Raw genomic sequence first — 24,478 nt, 5'->3', positions numbered from 1 at the left:
CCCCGTCCGTGTTCGCCGTGGGCATATCAGGGGTGTCGGCGGTTCTCAATACCATGAGCGGGTCGCGTGAGGCCATGCCTATCCGCCGGGTCCCGCGCGCGGGTAGGTTCGCCATGACATCAGGAGGCATGTGTGATCACTTGGCCAGGAACCCCGTACCCGCTCGGGGCGACATACGACGGCGACGGAACGAACTTCGCGCTCTTCAGCGAGGTCGCGGAGCGCGTCGAGCTCTGCCTCATCGGCGACGACGGCGCGGAGACGCGCGTGACCCTGCAGGAGGTCGACGGCTACGTCTGGCACGCCTACCTGCCGGAGGTCGGACCGGGTCAGCGGTACGGCTACCGCGTGCACGGCCCGTCTGACGTCACCCTCGGTCAGCGGTGCAACCCGAACAAGCTGCTCGTGGACCCGTATGCGAAGGCGCTGTCCGGCGAGATCGACTGGGATCCGTCGCTCTACGACTACCAGTTCGACAACCCCGAGGAGCGCAACGACGACGACTCCGCGGGGCACACGATGCTCGGCGTCGTGGTCAACCCGTACTTCGACTGGCGCGGCGACCGACACCCCCGCACACCGTACGACCAGACGGTCATCTACGAGGCGCACGTGAAGGGGCTCACCGAGCTCCATCCCGACGTCCCGGAGTCCGACCGCGGCACGTACGCCGGCATCGCGCACCCGAGCGTCATCGCTCACCTTCAGAGGCTGGGCATCACGGCGATCGAGCTCATGCCGGTGCACCAGTTCGTGCACGACAACATCCTGCTCGAGAAGGGGCTCCGCAACTACTGGGGCTACAACACCCTCGGGTTCTTCGCCCCGCACAACGGGTACTCCGCCTGGGGCGACGCGGGCGAGCAGGTGCAGGAGTTCAAGGCGATGGTGCGCGCTCTGCACGCCGCGGGCATCGAGGTCATCCTCGACGTGGTCTACAACCACACCGCCGAGGGCAACCACATGGGCCCGACCCTCTCGTTCAAGGGCATCGACAACGCCGCGTACTACCGCCTCGTCGACGACTCCCCACAGCACTACATGGACTACACGGGCACGGGCAACACGCTCAACGTGCGAAACCCCCACTCGCTGCAGCTCATCATGGACTCGCTGCGCTACTGGGTGACCGAGATGCATGTCGACGGCTTCCGCTTCGACCTCGCCGCCTCGCTCGCACGCGAGTTCTATGACGTGGACCGGCTCTCGAGCTTCTTCGAGCTCGTGCAGCAGGACCCGATCGTCTCGCAGGTGAAGCTCATCGCCGAGCCGTGGGATGTCGGGCCGGGCGGCTACCAGGTCGGCAACTTCCCGCCGCAGTGGACGGAGTGGAACGGCAAGTACCGTGACACGGTCCGCGACTTCTGGCGTGGCGAGCCCTCGACTCTCGGCGAGTTCGCCTCGCGCATCACCGGCTCCGCCGACCTGTACCAGACGTCCGCGCGTCTGCCGCGGGCCTCGATCAACTTCGTCACCGCGCACGATGGCTTCACGCTGAGCGACCTCGTCTCCTACAACGAGAAGCACAACGACGCCAACGGCGAGGACAACCGCGACGGCGAATCGCACAACCGCTCGTACAACCTGGGCGCCGAGGGCCCGACCGACGACCCGGACATCCTCGAGTCGCGCGCGCGGCAGCAGCGCAACTTCCTCGCGACGCTGCTGCTGTCGCAGGGCGTGCCGATGATCGCGCACGGCGACGAGCTCGGGCGCACGCAGCAGGGCAACAACAACGGCTACGCGCAGGACAACGAGCTGAGCTGGGTCCACTGGGACGAGGCGGATGATCCGCTGATCGAGTTCACGTCGGTCGTCACGCGTCTGCGGCGCAATCATCCCACCTTCCGTCGCTCGCGCTTCTTCGACGGCCGCCCGGTCCGCCGGGGCGAGGGCGACCCGCTGCCCGACATCGTGTGGCTGCAGCCGAGCGGCTCGGCGATGGAGCCCGAGGACTGGGAGACCGCGTATGCGCGCTCTGTCGGCGTCTTCCTGAACGGGCAGGGAATTCTCGGGCGGGGGCCCCGCGGGGAGCGGATCGAGGACGAGAGCTTCGTCATCTGCTTCAACGCGCACGTGGAGCCGGTCGACTTCGTCCTCCCGCCGGACGAGTACGGCGAGAGCTGGGAGATCGTGCTGGACACCGCGGACGGCACCGATCCGAATCCGCGGGCGGCGGGATCGGCGGTTCCCGTCGAGGGTCGCTCGATCGTCGTGCTGCGAGCGTACCGCGCGCCGGAGGAGACGACGGACTACTCCCCCGCCGCCTCGGTGCAGCTCGCGCTGAGCCGCGCCCAGAGCGAGGAGACGTCGTGAAGACGCCCCGCTCGACGTATCGCCTCCAGATCGCGCGGGACTTCCCGCTCGACGCCGCCGCCGAGGTCGTGGACTATATCCGCGACCTCGGGGCGGACTGGGTGTACCTGTCGCCGCTTCTGAGGGCCGAGCCCGGCTCGAACCACGGCTACGACGTCGTCGACCACTCCGCTGTCGATCCCGAGCGCGGCGGGGCGGATGGCCTGAGCCGGTTCGCTGCGGCCGCTCGCGCGGCCGGGCTGGGGATCCTCGTCGACGTCGTGCCCAACCACGTGGGGGTGGCGACGCCGGAGCGGAATCCGTGGTGGTGGGACCTGCTGACTCATGGGCGCGACTCCCGGTACGCCGAGGCGTTCGATGTGGACTGGGACGCGGGAGACGGGCGCATTCGGCTCCCCGTGCTGGGCGAGGCCGACCCCGAGCTCCGCATCGAGGACGGCGCGCTGTGCTACTTCGAGCACCGGTTCCCGATCGCGCCCGGCACCGCGGATGACGGTGCCGACGCCGCGACCGTGCACGCGCGCCAGAACTACGAGCTCGTGCCCTGGCAGCGGGAGAACGCCGAGCTGAACTACCGTCGCTTCTTCGCGGTCTCCACCCTCGCGGGCATCCGCGTCGAGGAGCCGTGGGTGTTCGACGAGTCGCACGCCGAGATCCTGCGCTGGGTGCAGGAGGGCCTCGCCGACGGTCTGCGCATCGACCATCCGGATGGCCTTGCGGACCCGGGCGGGTACCTCGAGCGCCTTGCGGAGGCGACCGACGGCCGGTACGTGCTCGTGGAGAAGATCCTCGAGCCGGGCGAGCAGCTCCCCGCGAACTGGGCGACGGCGGGCACCACCGGCTACGACGCGCTCGGCGACGTCGATCGGGTGCTCGTCGACCCGGCGGGCCAGGCCGCTCTCGACGCTCTCGAGGCGGAGGTGCGCGGCGCCGAGGCCGACTGGGAGCGGATGGTCCACGACGGCAAGCGCGGCATCGCCGACGGCATCCTCGAGTCCGAGGTGCGGCGTCTCGTCCGCCTCCTGCCGGAGGTCCCGGACTCCCAGGACGCCCTGGCCGAGCTCCTCGCGTGCTTCCCCGTGTACCGCTCGTACCTTCCCGCGGGGCGGGAGCACCTGGAGGAAGCCGCGGCGAAGGCGCGCACCGCGCGCCCCGATCTCGCGGATACCATCGACCGCCTCCTCCCGATCCTCGGCGACCCCGGCCATCCCGCCGCCGCCCGCTTCCAGCAGACCTCGGGTGCGGTCATGGCCAAGGGCGTCGAGGACACCGCGTTCTACCGGTACGGGCGCCTGGTGTCGCTCAACGAGGTCGGCGGCGACCCGTCGGAGTTCGCCGTCACGCCCGAGGAGTTCCACCGGCGGCAGGAGACGCGTCAGGCGATGACCCCGGTCTCGATGACGACGCTCTCCACGCACGACACCAAGCGCGGCGAAGACACCCGTGCGCGCATCGACGCCTTCTCGGAGGTGCCCGACCGCTGGCGCGACGCACTCGCCACGCTGCGATCGCGTGCCCCGCTCGGCGACGGCCCGCTCGAGGCGCTGCTGTGGAGCACGCTCATCGGGGCGTGGCCGCTCTCGCGCGAGCGCGCTCACGCGTATGCCGAGAAGGCCGCCCGCGAGGCCGGCACCGGCACCACGTGGACCGCACCGGACGAGGAGTACGAGCGTCGCCTGCACGCGCTCGTCGACGCGGCCTTCGACGACGCGGAGGCCTCCGCCGTCGTCGAGGAGTTCACGGCGACCGTGCGCGAGGCCGGGTGGTCGAACGGCCTGTCGGCCAAGCTCCTGCAGCTGACGATGCCGGGCGTGCCCGACGTGTACCAGGGCAGCGAGCTGTGGAACCGCTCGCTCGTCGACCCGGACAACCGCCTGCCGGTGGACTACGCGGAGCGGCGGGCGACCCTCGCGCGCGTCGACGGCGGCGAGCTGCCGGCCATAGACGAATCCGGCGCCGCGAAGCTGCTCGTGACGGCACGGGCGCTGCGTGCGCGTCGCGACCGCCCCGAGCTGTTCACGCGCTACGCGCCGCTGCCCGTCGTCGGGACCGCCGCCGCGCATCTCGTCGCGTACGACCGCGGCGGCGCGGTCGCCCTCGCGACGCGCCTGCCGATGGGGCTCGAGCGCCGCGGCGGCTGGGGCGACACGGAGGCGCTGCTGCCTCCGGGAGCGTACGTCGACGCGATCACCGGCACGGCCATCCGCGGCGGCACCCTCCGCGTGACGGATGTCCTCACCCGCTACCCGGTCGCGCTGCTGCTGAAGGAGGAGTCATGAGTTTCGAGGTCTGGGCCCCGAAGGCGGGCACCGTCGCGCTGCTCCTGGACGGCGAGCGTCACGAGATGCACGCCGTGGGCGACGGATGGTGGAGCGCCGTCGTCGAGGAGCGGCCGGGCAGCGACTACGGCTACCTTCTCGACGACGACGAGACGCCGCTCCCCGATCCCCGCTCGCGTCGGCAGCCGGACGGCGTGCACGCGCTGAGCCGCGTGCACGACCCCAGCGCCTTCGCCTGGACGGACGAGGCGTGGACCGGTCGCCAGCTCGCCGGCGGGCTGATCTACGAGATGCACGTCGGCACGTTCACCCCGGACGGGACGCTGGAATCCGCGATCGCGCGGCTGCCGCACCTCGTCGAGCTCGGCGTGGACTTCGTGGAGCTGCTCCCCGTCAACGCGTTCAACGGCACCCACAACTGGGGCTACGACGGCGTCCTCTGGTACGCCGTCAGCGAGAGCTACGGCGGCCCTGAGGCGTATCAGCGCTTCGTCGACGCCTGCCATGCCGCCGGCCTCGGCGTCGTGCAGGACGTCGTCTACAACCACCTGGGGCCGAGCGGCAACTACCTGCCCCGGTTCGGGCCGTACCTCTCCGATGGGAGCGCCAACACGTGGGGCGCGTCCATCGACTTCAGCCGTCCGGAGGTGCGCAGCTTCGTCATCGACAACGCCCTGATGTGGCTGCGCGACAACCACGTCGACGCGCTGCGCCTGGACGCCGTGCACGCGCTCGTCGACGACGGCCCCGTGCACATCCTGCAGGAGCTGGCGGAGGAGGTGGATGCGCTGAGCGCGCATCTGCGTCGCCCGCTCACGCTCATCGCGGAGTCGGACCTCAACGACCCGAAGCTCATCACCCCGCGCGAGGCGGGCGGCTACGGCCTGCACGCGCAGTGGAGCGACGACTACCATCACGCCGTGCATGTGGCGCTCACGGGCGAGACGACAGGGTACTACGCCGACTTCGAGCCGATGTCGGCTCTCGCGAAGGTCGCCACGCGCGGCTTCTTCCACGACGGCACGTGGTCGTCGTTCCGGGACCGCGAGCACGGCAAGCCGATCCCGCCGGAGACCCCGACGTGGCGGCTCGTCACGTACGCGCAGAACCACGACCAGATCGGCAACCGCGCCACCGGCGACCGGCTGAGCGAGACCCTGGACGACGATGAGCTCGCGCTGGCCGCACTCCTCTCCCTCGCCACGCCCTACACGCCCATGCTGTTCATGGGCGAGGAGTGGGGCGCCTCGACGCCGTGGCAGTTCTTCACCTCGCACCCCGAGCCCGAGCTCGCGGAGGCGACGGCCGAGGGACGCATCGAGGAGTTCGCACGGATGGGCTGGGATCGCGACATCGTCCCCGACCCGCAGGACCCCGAGACGTTCACGCGCTCGCATCTGAACTGGGAGGAGCCGTATCCCGCCGACGGCGAGCCGAGCCGGCACACGCGGCTTCTCGGCGTGCACCGGTCGCTCGCGCGCTTGCGTCGCACCGAGCCCGAGCTCACGGATCCGCGATTCGGGCGGCTCTCGGCGGAGTGGAGCGATGACGAGCGGTGGATCCGCCTGCGCCGCGGCGGTCTCGAGATCGCGGTCAACCTCTCCGAGAAGCCGCTGTCGATCGGCCGGCCGTCGGAGGTGCTGTTCGCGACGACCGCGCTGGGCGAGGCGGATGGCGCGATGACGGTGCCGCCGCGGGGCGGCGCGATCGTCCGCGTCTGACGCTCTCCGAAGCGGACGAGCGCGGGTGCCTTCGAGCACCCGCGCTCTTTCGTGCCACCCGCACTGGCGAGCCAGGACGTCGGGGTCGTTGCGGCGTGATCGGCACCACGGAACCCGCCGGCTGCCCGCCGGAGAAACGAGAAGAGCGCGGGCGCCATCCGGCACCCGCGCTCTTCTCGTGGTGAGGTGTTACTCGGCCTTCTCGGCGGGAGTCTCCTCGGCCTTGGGCTCGGCCTTCTTGCGCGTGGCGCGCTTCTTGGGCTTCTCCTCGGCAGCGGGCTCCTCAGCCGCGGCCTCGTCGGCCTTGGGCTCCGCCTTCTTGCGCGTGGCGCGCTTCTTCGGCTGCTCCTCGGCGGCGGGCTCCTCGGCCTTGGGCTCCGCGGCGGCCTTCTTCGCTGCAGGCTTCTTCGCGGCGGGCTTCTTCTTCGCCGCAGGAGCCTCGACGGCCTCCTCCTCGGCGGGAGCGTCAGCCGGCGCCTCGTCGGCCGAGATCTCCTCGGCCTCGTCGGACTCGTCGTCGACGGCGGCGAAGTCGCTCACGTCCACGGAGTTGCCGGCGGAGTCGACGACGGTGACCTTGCCGAGGACGATCGCGATCGCCTTGTTGCGCGCGACGTCGCCCATGAGCGCGGGCAGCTGGTTGCCCTGCTGCAGCGCCTGGACGAAGTCCTGCGGCGACATGCCGTACTGGGTCGACGCCTGGATGAGGTACTGCGTGAACTCGTCCTGCGAGACCTGCACGTCGAGCTGCTCGGCGATCGCGTCGAAGAGGATCTGCGTGCGGAACTGCTTCTCGCTCGCCTCGGTCACCTCAGCGCGGTGCTCGTCGTCCTCGAGGCGGTTCTCCTGCTCGAGGTGACGGTGCACCTCGTCCTCGATGAGGCTGGCGGGAACCGGGATCTCGACGGCCTCGAGCAGCGTGTCGACGAGCTGGTCGCGGGCGGCGGAGCCCTGCGAGAACGCGCTGCGCGAGGCAGCGGTCTCCTTGAGCGACTCGCGCAGCTCGGCGATCGTGTCGAACTCGCTCGCCATCTGGGCGAAGTCGTCGTCGGCCTCGGGCAGCTCGCGCTCCTTGACGGCCTTGACGGTCACGGCGACCTCGGCCTCCTCGCCGGCGTGGTCGCCGCCGACGAGCTTCGAGCGGAACGTGGTGTCCTCACCGGCGGTGAGCGAGTCGATGGCCTCGTCGATGCCGTCGAGCAGCTCGCCCGAGCCGACCTCGTAGGAGACGCCCTCGGCACGGTCGATCTCCTCGTCGCCGATCTTGGCGACGAGGTCGAGCTCGACGAAGTCGCCCTTCGCGGCGGGACGGTCGACCGGGACGAGCGTGCCGAAGCGCGCGCGCAGGTTGTCGAGCTCCTCGTCGATCTTCGCGTCGTCGATCTCGACGGCGTCGACGGTGACCGTGAGGCCCTCGTACGCGGGGATCTCGAACTCGGGGCGGACATCCACCTCGACGTCGACGACGAGGTCGCCCGAGAAGTCCTTCTCGCTGGGCCACTCGACGATGTCGGCCTGCGGACGGCCGAGCACCTTCACGTCGTTCTCCGCGACGGCCGAACGGAAGAAGCCGTCGAGGCCCTCGTTCACGGCGTGCTCGATCACGGCGCCACGACCGACGCGCTGATCGATGATCGGAGCGGGAACCTTGCCCTTGCGGAAGCCAGGGACCTGCACGTCGCGGGCGATGTGCTCGTACGCGTGCTGGATGCCCGGCTTGAGGTCTTCGGGGCTGACCGTGATGTGAAGCTTGACCCGCGTCGGGCTGAGCTTCTCGACGGTGCTGTTCACCATGCTGGTTCGTTCTCCTTGTGACGGACCCGCGCGCTGGGCGCCGGTGCGGGCTGAGGTCTGGATGGGCCGTTGGTCGGGGCGACAGGATTTGAACCTGCGGCCTCCCGCTCCCAAAGCGGGCGCTCTACCAAGCTGAGCTACGCCCCGCGGATATCCCCGCGAACGGGAACACGAAACGGCCTCGGAAAGTCTAGCCGACCAATCCGCGTGGCCATGCCACCGGCGGGGCGAGAAGGAGATGTGGAGGGGATGACGAGAATCGAACTCGCGTGACCAGTTTGGAAGACTGGGGCTCTACCATTGAGCTACATCCCCGGAGCCGTCTCCGGCACCGGGATCGATCTTATCGCAACGCCGCGAGTGCTTCGAACACCGCGCGTCGGCCCGCGCGCGTCGCCCCGGCCATCCTCACCCCTCGTCGAGAGCAGCCATGTGGCGCGTCGCGTGCCCCAGGTAGTTGGCGGCGTTGCGGACGAGACCCGCGACCTCCTCGTCGGAGAGCGTGCGCCGCACCTTGGCCGGCACGCCAACGACCAGGCTCCGGGGCGGAACGATGGTGCCTTCGAGCACGACGGCACCGCCCGCGACCAGTGACGACGCCCCGATGTCGGCGCCCTGCAGCACGACCGCGCCCATCCCGACGAGCGTGCCGTCGCCGATGCGGCAGCCGTGCACGACCGCGTTGTGTCCGACCGAGACGTCGTCGCCGATGATCGCGTCGTACCCGGCGCCCACGTGGACGGAGACGTTGTCCTGCAGGTTGCTGCGCTCGCCCACGCGGATGGCGCCGGTGTCGCCGCGGAGGACGGCGTTGTACCAGACACTCGACCGCTCCCCGATGACGACATCGCCCACGATGCGGGCGCCGTCGGCGACGAAGACGTCGGCGGCGAGCTCGGGAGTGTCGACGCCGAGCGCGAGGACCGTGGCACGGGGTGAGATGGTCATGCCACGACCCTATGCGCTCCCGAGGTTCGGTAAGCCTCACTTTCCCTGCTTCACCGGCGATTTAGCCGAGCCTGCACTTGCTTGCGGAATGTCTGTCGGTGAGTAGCGTTGTATTCACCGACAGGGCGTGACCCACGCTCGGCAAGACGAAGGAGAACCACCATGAGCGACGCACAGACCATCTCCGCCACCGCTTCCGACCCGACGGTCGCCGCCGGCTCGGCTCAGTTCCTCTCGCCGGTCGTCCTCGGCCTCCAGGGCCTCGTCGTCAACGGCAAGCAGGCGCACTGGCACGTCCGCGGCGCCAACTTCATCGGCGTCCACGAGTTCCTCGACACCCTCGTCGAGCACGCGCAGGAGTGGGCGGACCTCGCCGCCGAGCGCATCGTGGCCCTGGGCCTCCCCATCGACGCGCGCCTCGGCGCCGTCGCCGGCAAGACCCCGGCAACCGGCGCTCCCGCCGGCTTCGCGCAGTCCGACGTCGTCATCCGCGGCGTCGTCTCCGACATCGACACCGTGATCGCCGATCTGCAGGCCGCCATCGACGGCCTCGATGAGATCGACCTCACCAGCCAGGACGTCGCCATCGAGATCAAGGCCGGCCTCGAGAAGGACCGCTGGTTCCTGGTGGCGCACATCGCGGAGTGACCGCGACCCCTCCTCGTCAGAAGGCCCCGATCCGGACGGATCGGGGCCTTCGGCGTGTTCGGGAGATGCGAGGGTGCTCGATCGCTCCGAGACCACTTCGGCGCTCGCGACCCGCTGTGCCGCTCCGAGACCGCGTGCAGTGCGTGCGGTCTCGGAGCGCCGGCGAAGTCAGGCAGCGCGAAAGACACGGCCCCGAAGCGGAGACGCGGCCCCGGAGCGGCGGCGCAGTCTCGGAGCGGCGGCGCAGTCTCGGAGCCTCTGCACCTCGCCGAGGCGCCTCAGCCGAGGTGGGTGAGGCGACCCGCCAGCAGCGTCGCATGGACCGGCATCGCCCGCAGCTGCTCGGCCGAAGCCGCGAGCGGATCGTGCTCGACGAGCACGAGGTCGGCGACCTCGCCCGGCAGGATCCGGGAGCCGTTCGCCGACCCTCCCGCCGTGGCTGCGGCGAGCGCTGTGCCCTGATCGATGGCCTGGTCGGCGCGCCACGGCTCCTCGCCCGCATGCGCGCGGAACGCCGCAGCCGCCATCTGCACCCACGGGTCCAGCGGCGTGACCGGCGCGTCGGAGCCGAGGAGCACGTTCGCGCCGGCGTCGACGAGTTCGCGCAGCGGATACGCGACAGCCGTCTGCGCGCTCCACTCGGCGGCCACGAGCTCCCTGTCGTCGAGCGCGTGCTCCGGCTGGATGCTCGCCTCCACGTTCAAGCGCGCGAACCGCGCGATGTCGGTGCGCGTGACGAGCTGCGCGTGCTCGATGCGCCCCGGGACGTCCGCGGCGGCGAATGCGTCCAGCGCGTGGCGGTTCGCCACGTCGCCGATCGCGTGCACCGTCGTCACGATGCCCGCCGCGGCCGCCCGGGCGACGAGCTCGACGAGAGCGCGAGGATCCGCGTTCAGCCGACCGCGGTTGCTCCCGTCGGCGTACGGACCCGAGGTCGCGGCCGTGCGGGTGCCGAGCGAGCCGTCCGAGATGACCTTCAGCATGCCGAACTCCACCAGCGGCGACCCGTCGAGCGCGTCGCCGGTGACGAGCCCCTCGGCGATGACGCGCTCGAGGTCGTCGGGGTACACGTCGAAGCGCACGCGGGTCGCATCGTGGCCGCGGGCGAGGCGCCGCCGCCATCGCTCGACGTTCCACGCCATCTCCAGATCCTGGACGCCGACGACTCCGCGCGCGGCCGCCTCCGCGAGCGCGCGGTCGAGGGCGCGGTCCTCGTCCTCCGGCGGAAGATGCTTGAGTCGCTGCTCGATGTCGAACGCGACATCCTCACGGACCAGGCCCGAGCCATCCGTCGTGACGCCCTCGCGTCGCAGCGCGGCGGTGTTCATCCAGACGCTGTGGAGATCCGTGCTCACGAGGTACGTCGGGACGTCGCCGGTGACCTCGTCGAGCACGGCGAGCGCGGCGGGCTCGCTCCACAGCGCCTCGCGCAGGCGGGCGACGACTCGACGGCCGTCGGAGCGCACGGGAGCGGCGAGCGCGGCCCGGGCGGCGTCCCGCGAGGAGACCGCCTCCTCCACGGAGACGGTGCCGCGGGCCAGCGCGTGCTCGAGGGTGTGCACGTGGTGGTCCCACAGGCCGGGCACGAGCCACGCGCCGCCTGCATCGAGCACCGCGCCGCGGCGACGGATGGCGCCTGCCGGGGCGATGTCGACGATGCGGTCCCCGTCGAGCCAGACGTCGTACACGCCGTCCACGTCGTAGTCCGGGTGCGCGAGCAGCTCGCGCCCCTCCCCGCCGATGCGGACGCCCGCGACGACGTCGACCCGGTCGCCGCGCCTCATCGCGCCGTCTCCCGTGCCGCGCGGCGCGTCTCCTGAGCGCGGCGCATCTCGTCGGCCAGCGCGGGGTTGCGGTAGGGGCCGTCCGCGGCGAGACCGGCGACGATCGTCTCCACCACCTCGTCCGGGCGGTTCTGGCTCAGCTTGCGCTTCGCGAGCACCTTCGTGGGCGTGAGCCGGAAGCCGACCGTCCCGGCCTCGAGGCGCTCGACGAACGCCGCGTCGTTCGGCCGCTCCCACATGAGCCGCGGATCCTCCGCGAGGTTCTCGAAGTGCGCGACGAGCCGGTCGAGCACCGCGAGGTTCTCCTGGGGCGAGAGCAGCTCGGGGACGCCGGAGAGGTGCACGGAGACGAAGTTCCAGGTCGGGACGGCCTTCCCCTCGCCGTACCAGCGCGGGGTGATGTAGCCATGCGGTCCCTGCAGCACGATGAGCAGCTCGCGCTGGCCGAGGCCGTGGACGAGGTCGTCGGGCTTGCCGACGTGGCCGACGACCGTGAGGTCGTCCCGACCCTCCTCGAGCAGCACCGGATAGTGGGATGCGACGAGGCCGTCGTCCGTCGCGCTCACGAGCGTGGCCCACGGATGGCCGTGCACGATCCGGCGGATCTCCGGCACGTCGGTCATCGCGAAGCTCGGGTTCTGCCGCATCCTCCGATGCTACGCGGGGGCGGGCACCGGCCCGGTCAGCGCTGGCACGTGGGGCACCAGTACAGCTTGCGGGCCTGCATCTCCTCGAGCACGATCTCCGTGCCGCACACGCGGCAGGGCAGGCCGGCACGGTGGTAGACCCAGTGACGGTCGTCGCGGCTGGCCATCGCCCGGCGCCAGCCGTCCGCGTCGAGGCCGTCCATGGTCATCATCTGCCCGGTCTCGACGCCGATGCGCAGCAGCTGCACCCAGTCGCGCCAGAGGCCGCGGACGATCTCCTCGGGGATGGCCTTCCCCGGCGTGTGGGGATCCAGCCGGGCACGGTAGAGCATCTCCGCGCGGTACACGTTGCCGATGCCGCTGACGACGGACTGGTCCATGAGCAGCTGCCCGATCGCGACGTTGCGGCGGCGCACCGCGCGGACGAAGCGCTCCTCCCCCTCCGCGACGTCTCCGACGAGCGGGTCGGGGCCGAGCTTGGCGATCACCGCGGCGATCTCGTCCGGCGTCTGCACGGCGCAGGCGGTCGGCCCGCGCAGGTCGGCGCAGGTCGCGTCGGTGAGCAGGCGCACGCGCACCTGCCCCACGACCGGCGGCGGCCAGGGCGCGTCGTCGGCGGCGAGGCCGTCCGCCTCATCCAGGCCGCTCGTCTGCTCCGACATGCGCACGTGCACGCGCGCTCGGCGCGGGGCGCCGATCGAGGTGAGCGAGTTCTCCCCCGCGTCGTCGAACACCCGCTCCGCCTCCGGGAGGTCGGTTCCCCGCTGGTTGGTCTGGCCCATCCGCCCGTTCGCGGAGGCGATCGTCGGGTCGACGAGGACCTCGCCGGCGAAGTCCCACGCCCCGTAGAGCCCCAGGTGCACGCGCAGCCAGACCTGCTCGTCGAACTCGAGGAACATCTGCTTGCCGACGGACTCGGCGCGCGTCATGGTGCGGCCATCCAGCACCTCGGCGCCCTGCGCGAAGCGGCCCTGCGGGCTCGAGACTGCGACCGGGCGCCCGACGAAGTTGCGCGCGAACTGGCGGGTGATCCGATGGACCGAGTGACCCTCGGGCATCCGAGCTAGGAGACCTGGCGCGGGCCGGGGCCGTCGACGAGCGCACCCTCGCGCTCGTAGGCGCCGATCTGCGCGATCCGGCGGGCGTGCCGCTCGTCGTGGGAGAACGGCGTCTCGATGAAGCGGTCGATGAACCGCGTGACGTCGTCGAACGTGTGCTGCCGGGCGCCGATCGCGATGACGTTCGCGTCGTTGTGCTCGCGCGCGAGCTCGGCGGTCGACAGGTTCCACACCAGCGCCGCGCGGACGCCCTCCACCTTGTTGGCGGCGATCTGCTCGCCGTTGCCGGAGCCGCCGAAGACGACGCCGAGGGCGGAGACGCCGGCCTGCTGGTCGGCGACGACGGCCTGAGCCGCGCGGATGCAGAACGCCGGATAGTCGTCCAAGGGCTCGTACTCGACGGGCCCGTGGTCGATGACCTCGTGCCCCGCCGCCGCGAGGTGGTGCTGGAGCTGGGTCGAGAACTCGAGACCCGCGTGATCGGTCGCGATGTGGATGCGCATGGCTCCGATTCTCTCGCACCTCGCCCCGCCGTGGCGCACACCGGCGGATGGCTCGCCGCGATTCCCATGAGCACGCCGCGTCGAGCACGTAGAGTGTTGAGGTTGCCGCAGGCGTCATCAGCGCCCGGAGATCTTTCGTCCCCTACCCATGGGAGTGGAACAAGTGCCTGGAGAGAACCTCACCCGCGTCGAGGCGCAGGAGCGTCGCGCGATCGTCGAGACGCAGACGTACGAGATCGCGCTCGACCTGACCAAGGGCGCCGAGGTGTTCGGGTCGCGCAGCGTCGTGCGCTTCGCCGCGACCGCCGGAGCGAGCACCTTCATCGACCTCATCGCGCGAGACGTCCGCGAGATCACGCTGAACGGCCGCGAGATCGACCCGGCCGCCGCGTACGCCGACTCGCGCATCCGCCTCGACGACCTCGAGGCCGAGAACGAGCTCGTCGTCGACGCCGACTGCCTCTACACGAACACGGGCGAGGGCCTGCACCGCTTCGTCGACCCCGTCGACGGCGAGGTCTACCTCTACTCGCAGTTCGAGGTGCCCGACTCGCGGCGCGTGTTCGCGGTCTTCGAGCAGCCCGACCTCAAGGCGACGTTCCAGTTCACCGTCACCGCGCCGGCGGCGTGGAAGGTCGTGTCGAACCAGCCGACGCCCGAGCCCATCCCCCACGACGACGGCGTCAACGCCACCTGGGGCTTCGAGCCGACGCCGCGCATCTCGTCCTACATCACCGCGCTCATCGCCGGCCCCTACGAGGAGACGCGCTCCGAGCTCACCTCCGCCTCCGGCCGGGTGATCCCGCTCGGGCTGTTCGCGCGCAAGAGCCTGTGGCAGCACATGGACGCGGACTACGTCTTCGAGAAGACCCGCCAGGGCTTCGCGTACTACGAGGAGAAGTTCGGCTACCCGTACCCCTTCGCGAAGTACGACCAGCTGTTCGTCCCCGAGTTCAACGCCGGGGCGATGGAGAACGCGGGCGCGGTGACCTTCACCGAGACCTACGTCTTCCGCAGCAAGGTCACCGACGCGGTCAAGGAGCGCCGCGTCGTCACCATCCTCCACGAGCTCGCGCATATGTGGTTCGGCGACCTCGTCACCATGAAGTGGTGGAACGACCTCTGGCTGAACGAGTCGTTCGCCGAGTGGGCGTCGACCATCGCGACGGCCGAGGCCACCGAGTGGACCGAGGCCTGGACGACCTTCAACGCGATGGAGAAGACCTGGGCGTACCGCCAGGACCAGCTCCCCTCCACGCACCCGATCGTCGCCGAGATCTCCGACCTCGAGGATGTGCAGGTCAACTTCGACGGGATCACCTACGCCAAGGGCGGGTCGGTTCTCAAGCAGCTGGCCGCATGGGTCGGCATCGATGCGTTCTTCGAGGGCGTGGGCGCGTACTTCCAGAAGCACGCGTACTCCAACACCACGCTGTCGGACCTGCTCGTCGAGCTCGAGCGCACCAGCGGCCGCGACCTCGGCCCGTGGTCGCGGAAGTGGCTGGAGACGGCGGGCGTGAACACGCTCTCGCCCGTCATCGACGACGACCACGACGGCCGCATCACGCGCTTCGCGATCACCCAGACCGCGCCGGCCGACTACCCCACCATCCGGCCGCACCGCCTCGGCATCGGGTTCTACGACCTCGTCTCCGGTGCCCTCACGCGCACCCACAGCATCGAGATCGACGTCGACGGCGACCTCACCGAGGTGCCCGAGCTGAAGGGCACCCGCCGCCCGGCGCTCGTGCTGCTCAACGACGCCGACCTCGCCTACGCGAAGATCCGCCTCGACGACCGCAGCCTCGAGACCGCGATCGACCACCTCGCCGACATCGCCGACCCGCTCGCGCGCTCGCTCGTGTGGGGCGCGGCGTGGGATCAGACCCGCGACGCGGAGACCGCGGCGACCGACTACATCGACCTCGTCCTGCGCAACATCGGGCGCGAGACCGAGTCCACGACCATCCGCACGACCCTGTCGCAGCTGCAGCTCGCGGCGAACAGCTACGTCGCCCCGGAGGCGCGCGAGGAGACCCGTGCGCGGGTCGCCGACGGCCTCTGGCAGCTCCTCCAGGGCGCGGAGCCGGGCAGCGACATCCAGCTGCAGCTGACCACGGCGTTCGCGTCGGCCGCGTCGACTGCCGCGCAGTGGGAGCGCGTGCGCGCGCTGCGGGCGGGCGAGACCGTGCTCGACGGGCTCGAGATCGACACCGACCTCTCCTGGCAGCTCCTCGTCTCGCTCGCCGCCGGCGGCGTCGCGGACGCGGCGGCGATCGATGCGGCACTCGCCGCCGACAACACCGCGAAGGGCGCCGAGTCCGCCGCGCAGGCCCGCGCGGCCATGCCGTCGGCCGAGGCGAAGGCCGCAGCCTGGGCGTCGCTCGTCGAGAGCGACGCGCTGCCGAACACCGTCGTCCGCTCCGCCGCCGCCGGGTTCGTCCACCCGGCCACGCGCGAGCAGCTCGCGCCGTTCGTCGAGAAGTACTTCGCGATGCTCCTGCCGGTGTGGGAGTCGCGCACCTTCCAGATCGCGTCGTATCTCATCGAGCTGCTGTACCCCGCGCCGCTCGCCAGCGCCGAGTTGCGCCGCGCGACGCGCGCGTGGCTCAGCGAGAACCCCGAGGCGCCGGCGGCCCTGCGCCGCATCGTCGCGGAGAACCTCGCGGGCGTCGAGCGCGCGCTCGCCGCGCAGGAGCGCGACGCCGAGTAGGCCCTCCTGAGAGGCGCTGCGAGCCCCGGCGGATCCCAGGATCCGCCGGGGCTCGCGCCGTACGATCGAGGGGATGATGAACACCGACACCAAGGATCTGGCCGACCTCACCTTCTGGCAGACGCTGCTCGAGAATCTCGGCGCGTTCGGCCTGAAGCTGCTGTGGGCGGCTGTCGCCGTGGCCGTCTGCGTGCTCATCGCCTGGGTGCTGCGCTTCGTCATCCGGCGCGTCGTGAAGCGCATCGTCGAGGGCGCCAAGAGCAAGGCGAAGGTCGACGACACCCGAGCGCTCGAGCGTTCGCCGCTCGCCGCGGTGCGCGTCGTCCAGCGCACCCGCACGCTCGGCTCCATCCTCACCAACGTCGTGAACATCACGATGGTGATCGTCGCGCTCGTGCTGGTGGCCTCGATCCTCGCGCCGAACGTGCTGGCGTCGCTGTCGCTCCTCACGGCCGCGCTGGGCGCGGGGCTCGGCTTCGGCGCGCAGAACATCGTCAAGGACGTGCTCAACGGCATCTTCATCGTCGCGGAGGACCAGGTCGGCATCGGCGACGTCGTCGACCTCGGGCTCGCGACCGGCGTGGTGGAGTTCGTCAGCATCCGGATCACCCACGTGCGCGATGTGAACGGCGTGCTCTGGTACGTGCGGAACGGCGAGATCACCCGCATCGGCAACATGACGCAGGGATGGTCGCGCGTCGTGCTCGACCTCACCCTCCCCAAGGACATCGTCATCGAGGACGTCGAGCACCTGCTGACCGACACCGCTCTGGCCCTCGCACACGATCCGCGCTGGCGCTCGCGCGTCATCGGCGAGCCGGAGGTCTGGGGACTGGAGTCGCTCGAGGGCGACACCCTGGTCATCCGCCTCGTCATCAAGGCCAAGCCCACCGCGAAGGACGACGTGGCGCGCGAGCTGCGCGAGCGTCTGCGCGCCGTGCTCCTCAACGAGGGCATCGACGTCACCGGCATCGCGCGTGCAGTGCTCGAGGGCGCCGAGGGTGCGCTCCGGGTGCGCGGCGCCAACCCGCCGACGCTCACCAGCGAGCTGCCGGAACGACCGACCTGGCGCCCCCGCAGCGGCGCCGCGCAGCGTCAGAGCGAAGAGGAGTCCGGATCATGAGCGAGCCGAAGAGCCTGCGCCCCCTGGGAGTGGGCACGTTCTACGAGCAGGTGGGCGGGCACGAGACGTTCGTGAAGCTCGCCGCCGCGTTCTATCGCGGGATCGCCGACGACGAGGTCCTGAAGCCCATGTACCCCGAGGTCGACCTCGCCGCGGCCGAGGAGCGGATGCTGATGTTCCTCGAGCAGTACTGGGGCGGTCCGACCACCTACAGCGAGACGCGCGGCCACCCGCGCCTGCGCATGCGCCACGCCGGGTTCCACATCGACCCGGAGGCGCGCGACCGCTGGCTCGCGCACATGCGCCGCGCCGTCGACGAGCTCGAGCTCTCCCCCGTGCACGAGGCCACGCTGTGGGACTACCTCGAGCGCGCCGCGCACGCCATGGTCAACACCTTCGAGCCGCAGCCCGGCCGCTGACCCGAGCCGGGCCATCCGCACCGCCCGGCCCCCGCGTCAGCGCACGCCGGTCTCCCGCACCGGGGTCAGCCCCACCGCTGCCGGGCCGCGCGTGAGGATGTGACCGCGCTCGAGCGTGACGCGCGTCCAGCGGCCCGCGGTGGACACGCGCGCCTCCTCCTCGCCGCCGATGAAGCCGAACGAGAACGCCGCGAACGCCACACCGCGCGGCAGGCCCGCAAGCTCCTCGTCGGGCTCGCCCCAGATGCTGCCCCGCACCGTGCGCACCACGTCCTCGCCGGGCTGCGCGGGCAGGGCGTGAGCGACCGCCGCGATCCCCCACTGCGCGCGGCTCGCGAGCACCGCCGCCGCGATCCCGCCCGCCGGCGTCCAGCCGCCGCGCGGCGGCGAGACGCCCGCCCACGCGGGAGCCAGCGCGGTGTCGGGCAGCGCGAGCGCGCTCGGGTCCTCGGTCTCCGCGAGGGACGCGACCGTCAGATCGCACTCCAGCTCGGGATCCGCGCGCAGCACGCGCATCGCGAGCACGGTCGGCGTGCGGTCGAGGAGGCCCTGCGGCGCGAGCGCGGCGGAGGACATCACGAGGACGCCACCGGTCGCCTGCAGGCGCACCCCCTCGTCGCCGATACGGGAGGCGCGGCCCGCGAAGGTCAGCGCGTCACGCGCGGTCGGGGCATCGGCGAGCAGAAGGCGAGCGGTCACCCGCTCTAAACTAGCAATGTGACCATCGAGCCCCGCCCAGACGACCCGGTCCAGATCATGCTCGACGTGATCGAGCTCGAGCGGATGGCCGCGCGGACGCACGAGGACATCTTCCTCGGGCGCTCGCACTACATGCCGGGCGGCCGGGTGTTCGGCGGGCAGGTGCTCTCGCAGGTCGTCGCGGCGGCCGCGCGGACGCTGCCGGACGACCGCTTCGCGCACTCGCTGCACGGGTACTTCCTGCGCCCCGGCGACATGACGAAGGACATCACCTTCGGGGTGGACCGCATCCACGACGGTCGGTCGTTCGCGCGGCGCCGCGTGCAGGGGTATCAGGACGGGGTGCCGATCTTCTCGGGCATCCTCTCCTTCCAGGACGAGGACCAGGGCGTCGAGCACCAGCTGCCGATGCCCGACGTCCCCGGCCCCGAGGAGCTGCCGGACCCGGCGGCCGACCCCGAGCGTCACCCGCAGTCCCGGCGCCTGCTGGCGGCGAACCCGATCGAGGTGCGGCACATCGAGGGGAGCCTCATGGGCCCCGCGCCCGACGGCGCGCAGCCGACGCAGGCCGTCTGGACGCGCGTGCGGCGGCCGATCGGCGACGACCGGCTCCTTCATCAGGCGGCGCTCGCGTATCTCAGCGACTACACGATCCAGGAGCCGTCGCTGCGGGGCGCCGGACTGTCGTGGGCGGCACCCGGCCTGAAGGTCGCGAGCCTCGACCACGCGATGTGGTGGCACCGTCCTGCTCGGGCCGACGAGTGGATGCTCTACGTGCAGGAGTCTCCCGGCGCGCAGGGCGGGCGCGGGCTGGCGTTCGGGCGGATCTACGCGCGCTCGGGCGAGCTGGTGGCCTCGGTCGCGCAGGAGATCATGCTGCGGACGCCGGTCACAACGCCTGCTTGAGGTCGGCCTCCAGCGCCACCCAGCCCAGCATCGCGCACTTGATGCGCATGACGTACTTCGCGACGCCCTGCAGCGCCGCCGCATCGCCCAGCGCCTCCGAAGGCGCGACCGCTCCGCGGGAGCGCAGCATGGTGCGGAATTCGTCGATGAGCGCGAGCGCCTCCTCGCGGGAGGCGTGCTCGAGGAGGCCGGTCATGATCGAGGCGGAGGCCATCGAGATCGAGCAGCCGTGGCCATCCCATCGGAGCTGCGCGATCGTGCCGTCCTCGGCCAGGGTGACGCCCACGGTGATCTCGTCACCGCACGACGGGTTCAGCTCGTGGTGCGTGTGCGCGAGCGGTGTCGGGTCGCCCTTGCCCTCGGGGTTGCGGGCGTGATCGAGGATGAGCTCCTGGTAGAGCCCCTGCAGGTCGCCGCTCATCGGTCCGCTCCGAAGAACCCGCGGACCTCGCCGAGCGCGTCGCGCAGCGCGGCGATCTCCGCCGAAGTGGTGTAGACCGACGCGCTCGCGCGCGTGGTGGACGTGAGCCCGAGCCGTCGGTGCAGTGGCTGCGCACAGTGGTGGCCGGTCCGCACCGTGATGCCGCGGTCGTCGAGGAACTGGCCGACATCGTGCGCGTGCACTCCCTCGACGTCGAAGCTCGCGAGCGCCGCCCGGGGCGCGCCGGGGGGCGGGCCGATCAGCCGCACGCCGGGCACCGAGACCACGGCGTCGATCAGCTCCGCCGCGAGAGAATCCTCGTGCGCGCGCACGTTCGCCATCCCGAGCGCCGCCAGGTAGTCGACCGCCGCGCCGAGCCCGACGATCTGCGTCACCGGCTGCGTCCCGGCCTCGAATCGCTGCGGCGCGGGCAGGAACTCCGCGTCCGTCATCGTCACGGTCGTGATCGCCGAGCCGCCCGTGCGCGCCGGCGGCAGCTCGTCGAGGAGCGCCGCCCGCCCGTACAGCACGCCCACGCCGTTCGGCCCCAGCATCTTGTGGCCCGAGAACGCGGCGAAGTCGACGCCCAGCCGACCGAGATCCAACGGCAGGTGCGGCGCGGACTGGCAGGCATCGAGCACGGTGAGCGCGCCCGCCTCCTGCGCGAGCGCGGCGATGTCGGCGACCGGCGCGATCATGCCGGTGACGTTGGACACGTGAGCGAACGCGATGACCCGGGTGCGGCTGCTGAGCTGCGCGCGCAGGTCGTCGATCGTCCAGAGTCCGCGCTCGTCGACGGGCACCCAGCGCAGTGTCGCGCCGGTGCGTCGGGCGAGGCGCTGCCACGGGATGAGGTCGGCGTGGTGCTCGGCCTCGGTGACGAGGATCTCGTCGCCCGGCCGCAGCGCGAAGCGGTCGCCGCCGAGGCCGGCGGACGCGTCGGACATCCCGAGCGCCACCACGTTGAGCGCGTCGGTGGCGCTGGCGGTCCAGACGACCTCCCGCTCCCCCGCCCCGACGAAGGCCGCGACCCGCTCCCGCGCGGATTCGAAGGCGTACGTGGCCTCCCCCGTCGCGAGGCTCGAGCCGCGGTGCACGGCCGCATAGTCGCGGCGCGCGAAGTCCGCCTCCGCGGCGATCACCGACTCGGGGCGCTGCGAGGTCGCCGCCGAGTCGAGGTAGACGCGGTCGGGGCGGCCGGCGATGCCGGGGAAGTCCGCGCGGATGTCCTCGCGGAGCGGCGCGGGCGAGACGAACGACATGGTGAGCTCCCTGCAGGGCGGGTAGGGCGTCTTCCAGTCTCTCATCCGCCCGGCCGCTCAGCGGCGGGTGAACGTCACAGGTTCCTCGACGTACGGCTCCCACGCGGCGCGCATCGCCGGCGTCAGTCGCACGGGGCGGGCGGACTCCACGTCGACGAGCACGACGACCGCATCCGCGCGCGCGTAGGTTACGCGCTCCTCCTCGCCCTCGGCGCTGTGCACCTCGTAGCAGACGTCGATGCTGGAGCCGCCGAGGCGGCCGATCCACAGCTGCACGTCCAGCGGCCGGTGCCGATACGGCACGGGGCGCAGGTATTCGATGCTCTGCCGCGCGATGAGGGTGGCGACGCCCGTCGGGGAACCAAGGACCTCGGGATCGAACACGGCGGTGGGCGGCACGTCGTCGCCGGAGTCCTCCGCGCGGAAGAACGCCCGGCAGCGCGCCTCCTCGAGCAGCCGCAGCATCGCGGCGTTGTTGACGTGCCCGAAGGCGTCGAGGTCGCCCCACCGCAGCTGGATGGGGACGTGCACGCGTGTCATCCGAGTCCTCTCCCGGCCGGATTCCGGCCGTGGCGGTAACGATCGGGTCACAGTGGCGACCCGGCGTCCGCGCTCGACGATACCCGCTTCTCCCGTGCCCTGACGCGGATCGCGGCGGTCCGGCGAGCGTGGAAGTGCGCCCACGCCGACCTCGGCCCCGTTGCTATGGTGACGACAGCCCGCCTCGCCGCAACACGAAGCGGGCTCCCACCGTCCGCGACGTGCTCCGGCTCGGCCGTGCGGTGGCCCGCCTAGGACCGCGAACGCCGCTCACGCGGTGCGCGTATGGCCGACGAGCGACCGTCAACCCGGACGGCCGTGCGCCAGGTGCCCGAAACCCGGCCCCCTCGTCCGCCCGGACCACAACCGACGACCGAGCGCGGATGTTGCTGCCCGACGATGCGCGCTCGGCACAGGAGAACGTGACCGACACCGACACGACCATCGCCCTGCGCGCGGAAGGCCTCTACAAGGTCTTCGGCCGACGTCCGCACGACGCCGTGGAGCGCCTCAGAGCAGGCACCCCGCGCGACCAGCTCGAGGGCGCCACCGCCGCCGTCATCGACGCCTCCTTCGAAGTCCGCCGCGGCGAGATCTTCGTCGTCATGGGCCTCTCCGGCTCCGGCAAGTCGACGCTCATCCGCATGCTGAACGGACTGCACGACATCACCGCCGGCACCGTGACGGTCAACGGCGAGCCGATCACCGGCATCCCGTCCGCCCGCCTGCGCGAGATCCGGCGCGACCGCATCTCCATGGTGTTCCAGCACTTCGCGCTGCTCCCCCACCGCACGGTGGCCGCGAACGTCGCCTACCCGCTCGAGCTGCAGGGCGTCGGGCGGGCCGAGCGGATGGCCAAAGCCGCCGAGATCCTGGAGCTGGTCGGACTCTCCGGCTGGGGGGACAAGCTGCCCGCCCAGCTCTCGGGCGGCATGCAGCAGCGCGTCGGCATCGCCCGCGCCCTCGCCGCCGACACCGACATCCTGCTGATGGACGAGGCCTTCAGCGCGCTCGACCCGCTCATCCGGCGCGAGATGCAGGATCAGCTGCTGGAGCTGCAGCAGCGACTCGGCAAGACCATCGTCTTCATCACCCACGACCTCAACGAGGCCATGCACCTCGGCGACCGCATCGCCGTGATGCGCGACGGCCGCATCGTGCAGATCGGGACGCCCGAGGACATCCTCACGGATCCCGCGAACGACTACGTCGAGCAGTTCGTGCAGGACGTCGACCGCGCACGCGTGCTCACCGCGGGGAACGTCATGGAGCGGCCGCGCCCGGTCGTCGCGGAGAGCGCGGGACCGCGCACGGCACTGCGCACCATGCGCGACGCCTACACGTCCGCCACCTACGTCGTCGGCCGCGACCGGCGACTTCTCGGCATCATCTCCGACCGCGATGCGATGAAGCTCGTCCGCAAGGGCGAGAACGCGCTGTCGACCATCCTGAAGCCGGTGCCGCAGGCCGTGAGCGAGGACGACGTCCTGATGGACCTCTTCGTGCCGGCCGTGGAGTCGCCGCTGCCGCTGGCGGTGACCGACAGCATCGGGCGCCTCGTCGGCGTCATCCCGCGCGTCACCCTGCTCGCCGCCCTCGGCCCCGGACCCGGCGCCACAGAGGAGATCACCTTGCCCCTGCGCCCCGTTCCCACGACCGTGATCGACCAGCTCCTCGCGGAGACGGACCCGGACGGCTCGGTCGAAGGCGGAGCCCTCGAGGCGGAGGGGGTGCGCTGATGGACGGCTTCATCCGCCTCCCACTCGGCGACGTCGTCGCCGAGGCCATCCAGTGGGTCGTCGACAACCTCGGCGGCCTGTTCGACGTGATCCGCACCGTCTTCGTCGGCATGTACGACGCCCTCGCACTCGTGTTCGGCGCCCCCTCGTTCTGGATCATCGCCGCGATCGCCCTGGTCGTCGGCGTCCTCGCGCGCGGCTGGGTGTTCGGCATCGGCTCCGGCGTCGGGCTCCTCCTGATCGCGGCCGTGGACCAGTGGGACAACGCCATGAGCTCGCTCGCCCTCATCATCGTCGCGACGGTGTGGGCGCTCGTGCTCAGCATCCCGCTCGGGATCGCGGCGGCCAAGAGCGACCTCGTGTCGAAGATCCTGCGTCCGGTGCTCGACTTCCTGCAGACGATGCCCGCCTTCGTCTACCTGATCCCCGCGCTGCTGCTGTTCCGCGTGGGCGTCGCGCCGGGCATCTTCGCGACCATCGTGTTCGCCATGGCCCCCGGGGTCCGACTCACCGAGCTCGGGATCCGCGGCGTGGACCGCGAGGTCGTCGAAGCCGGGCACGCGTTCGGCTCCACCGGCGGCCGCATCCTCCGTCAGATCCAGCTGCCGCTGGCCCTGCCGACCATCATGGCCGGCGTCAACCAGGTGATCATGCTGGCGCTGTCGATGGTGGTCATCGCCGGCATGGTCGGCGCGGGCGGTCTCGGCGGCGACGTGGTCGCGTCCCTCAACCGGCTCGACACCGCTCTCGGCGTCGAGGCCGGCCTCTCCGTGGTCATCCTCGCGATCATCCTCGATCGCCTCACCGGCTCCTTCGGCAAGCGGATGGGCCTGCTCGCGCACCTGAAGACGACGCACGCCGCGCGCGCCGACCGCTCCGCGACCGCGGACCGGCCGGAGCCCGTCGCCGTCGCGGCCTGACCCCACACACCTGCGGAGCCGCATGGCTTCGTCGCATC

General features: G+C 71.4%; 20 protein-coding genes and 2 tRNA genes. 10 read left to right on the top strand and 12 right to left on the bottom strand.

The annotated features are described in order from the left end of the window. Window positions 1–132 precede the first annotated feature (132 nt). The 3 genes from glgX to treZ are packed head-to-tail and all read left to right on the top strand — an operon-like array spanning window position 133 to window position 6,316. Complete coding sequence (gene glgX / locus D7D94_RS02505) at window positions 133–2,316, top strand: glycogen debranching protein GlgX (protein ID WP_156241065.1); 2,184 nt, start codon at window positions 133–135, stop codon at window positions 2,314–2,316. Further along, complete coding sequence (treY, locus tag D7D94_RS02500) at window positions 2,313–4,595, top strand: malto-oligosyltrehalose synthase (protein ID WP_156241064.1); 2,283 nt, start codon at window positions 2,313–2,315, stop codon at window positions 4,593–4,595. The genes glgX and treY overlap by 4 nt, the downstream gene beginning before the upstream one ends. Beyond that, window positions 4,592–6,316 carry a malto-oligosyltrehalose trehalohydrolase gene (gene treZ, locus D7D94_RS02495; RefSeq protein WP_156241063.1) on the top strand — a complete coding sequence of 575 codons (1,725 nt, stop codon included), beginning with the start codon at window positions 4,592–4,594 and terminating at the stop codon, window positions 6,314–6,316. Before treY ends, treZ begins: the two co-directional genes overlap by 4 nt. Window positions 6,317–6,505: 189 nt before the next feature. Here treZ and tig read toward each other — a convergent pair whose 3' ends face one another. From tig to D7D94_RS02475, 4 genes are all read right to left on the bottom strand, one after another. Further along, window positions 6,506–8,110, bottom strand: a complete 1,605-nt coding sequence (gene tig / locus D7D94_RS02490; protein ID WP_156241062.1) for a trigger factor — start codon at window positions 8,108–8,110, stop codon at window positions 6,506–6,508. Window positions 8,111–8,180: 70 nt separating this feature from the next. Continuing rightward, window positions 8,181–8,257: transfer RNA gene (locus tag D7D94_RS02485), tRNA-Pro, on the bottom strand. 94 nt (window positions 8,258–8,351) lie between these two features. Next, a tRNA-Gly gene (locus D7D94_RS02480) sits at window positions 8,352–8,425 on the bottom strand. A 93-nt stretch (window positions 8,426–8,518) separates the two neighbouring features. After that, window positions 8,519–9,058 carry a gamma carbonic anhydrase family protein gene (locus tag D7D94_RS02475; RefSeq protein ID WP_156241061.1) on the bottom strand — a complete coding sequence of 180 codons (540 nt, stop codon included), beginning with the start codon at window positions 9,056–9,058 and terminating at the stop codon, window positions 8,519–8,521. 162 nt (window positions 9,059–9,220) lie between these two features. On the opposite strand from D7D94_RS02475, the gene D7D94_RS02470 reads away from it, so the two are divergent. Beyond that, a complete protein-coding gene (locus tag D7D94_RS02470; protein ID WP_156241060.1) occupies window positions 9,221–9,706 on the top strand; it encodes a Dps family protein in 486 nt (161 codons plus the stop codon). A gap of 278 nt (window positions 9,707–9,984) precedes the next feature. On the opposite strand, the gene D7D94_RS02465 is transcribed toward D7D94_RS02470, so the two are convergent. From D7D94_RS02465 to D7D94_RS02450, 4 genes are read right to left on the bottom strand one after another with little or no spacing between them, the layout of a single operon-like run. Next, the gene (locus tag D7D94_RS02465) at window positions 9,985–11,490 is read right to left on the bottom strand and encodes an amidohydrolase (RefSeq protein WP_156241059.1); all 1,506 of its coding nucleotides are present in this window, start codon (window positions 11,488–11,490) and stop codon (window positions 9,985–9,987) included. After that, window positions 11,487–12,137 (bottom strand): FMN-binding negative transcriptional regulator, encoded by a 651-nt coding sequence (locus D7D94_RS02460; RefSeq protein WP_156241058.1) that lies wholly within the window; start codon window positions 12,135–12,137, stop codon window positions 11,487–11,489. The genes D7D94_RS02465 and D7D94_RS02460 overlap by 4 nt, the downstream gene beginning before the upstream one ends. 35 nt (window positions 12,138–12,172) lie before the next feature. Next, window positions 12,173–13,195, bottom strand: a complete 1,023-nt coding sequence (locus tag D7D94_RS02455) for an Fpg/Nei family DNA glycosylase (RefSeq protein WP_156241057.1) — start codon at window positions 13,193–13,195, stop codon at window positions 12,173–12,175. Between the two features lie 5 nt (window positions 13,196–13,200). Next, entirely contained in the window at window positions 13,201–13,698 is a 498-nt protein-coding gene (locus D7D94_RS02450; RefSeq protein ID WP_156241056.1) for a ribose-5-phosphate isomerase, read from the bottom strand. Window positions 13,699–13,861: 163 nt separating this feature from the next. Here D7D94_RS02450 and pepN point away from each other — a divergent pair, with 163 nt between their 5' ends. From pepN to D7D94_RS02435, 3 genes are all read left to right on the top strand, one after another. Further along, window positions 13,862–16,411, top strand: coding sequence for an aminopeptidase N (gene pepN, locus D7D94_RS02445; protein ID WP_156241055.1), 2,550 nt, complete (start codon window positions 13,862–13,864; stop codon window positions 16,409–16,411). A 73-nt stretch (window positions 16,412–16,484) separates the two neighbouring features. After that, window positions 16,485–17,534, top strand: coding sequence for a mechanosensitive ion channel family protein (locus tag D7D94_RS02440; RefSeq protein ID WP_156241054.1), 1,050 nt, complete (start codon window positions 16,485–16,487; stop codon window positions 17,532–17,534). Beyond that, window positions 17,531–17,953, top strand: coding sequence for a globin (locus D7D94_RS02435; RefSeq protein WP_156241053.1), 423 nt, complete (start codon window positions 17,531–17,533; stop codon window positions 17,951–17,953). Before D7D94_RS02440 ends, D7D94_RS02435 begins: the two co-directional genes overlap by 4 nt. Window positions 17,954–17,989: 36 nt before the next feature. On the opposite strand, the gene D7D94_RS02430 is transcribed toward D7D94_RS02435, so the two are convergent. Continuing rightward, on the bottom strand, window positions 17,990–18,652 hold the full coding sequence (locus D7D94_RS02430; RefSeq protein ID WP_156241052.1) for a DUF8185 domain-containing protein: 663 nt from the start codon (window positions 18,650–18,652) through the stop codon (window positions 17,990–17,992). A 57-nt stretch (window positions 18,653–18,709) separates the two neighbouring features. On the opposite strand from D7D94_RS02430, the gene D7D94_RS02425 reads away from it, so the two are divergent. Further along, the gene (locus D7D94_RS02425; protein WP_156243278.1) at window positions 18,710–19,558 is read left to right on the top strand and encodes an acyl-CoA thioesterase; all 849 of its coding nucleotides are present in this window, start codon (window positions 18,710–18,712) and stop codon (window positions 19,556–19,558) included. Here D7D94_RS02425 and sufU read toward each other — a convergent pair. The 3 genes from sufU to D7D94_RS02410 are packed head-to-tail and all read right to left on the bottom strand — an operon-like array spanning window position 19,542 to window position 21,781. Then, window positions 19,542–19,979: a Fe-S cluster assembly sulfur transfer protein SufU gene (gene sufU / locus D7D94_RS02420; RefSeq protein WP_156241051.1), complete on the bottom strand. Its 438-nt coding sequence runs from the start codon at window positions 19,977–19,979 to the stop codon at window positions 19,542–19,544. The two genes, D7D94_RS02425 and sufU, sit on opposite strands and share 17 nt — an antisense overlap. Then, window positions 19,976–21,241 carry an aminotransferase class V-fold PLP-dependent enzyme gene (locus tag D7D94_RS02415; RefSeq protein WP_156241050.1) on the bottom strand — a complete coding sequence of 422 codons (1,266 nt, stop codon included), beginning with the start codon at window positions 21,239–21,241 and terminating at the stop codon, window positions 19,976–19,978. Before D7D94_RS02415 ends, sufU begins: the two co-directional genes overlap by 4 nt. Before the next feature lie 57 nt (window positions 21,242–21,298). Further along, entirely contained in the window at window positions 21,299–21,781 is a 483-nt protein-coding gene (locus tag D7D94_RS02410) for an acyl-CoA thioesterase (protein ID WP_156241049.1), read from the bottom strand. 383 nt (window positions 21,782–22,164) lie between these two features. Here D7D94_RS02410 and D7D94_RS02405 point away from each other — a divergent pair, with 383 nt between their 5' ends. Both D7D94_RS02405 and D7D94_RS02400 read left to right on the top strand, forming a co-directional pair. Next, window positions 22,165–23,520, top strand: coding sequence for a quaternary amine ABC transporter ATP-binding protein (locus D7D94_RS02405; RefSeq protein ID WP_156241048.1), 1,356 nt, complete (start codon window positions 22,165–22,167; stop codon window positions 23,518–23,520). After that, window positions 23,520–24,440: an ABC transporter permease gene (locus tag D7D94_RS02400; protein ID WP_156241047.1), complete on the top strand. Its 921-nt coding sequence runs from the start codon at window positions 23,520–23,522 to the stop codon at window positions 24,438–24,440. The genes D7D94_RS02405 and D7D94_RS02400 overlap by 1 nt, the downstream gene beginning before the upstream one ends. The last annotated feature ends 38 nt before the right edge of the window (window positions 24,441–24,478 follow it).

Source organism: Microbacterium oryzae (genome assembly GCF_009735645.1).
Taxonomy (GTDB): domain Bacteria; phylum Actinomycetota; class Actinomycetes; order Actinomycetales; family Microbacteriaceae; genus Microbacterium; species Microbacterium oryzae.
Note: the sequence above shows the minus strand (reverse complement) of the source record. Positions and strands in the feature narration are given on the sequence as shown.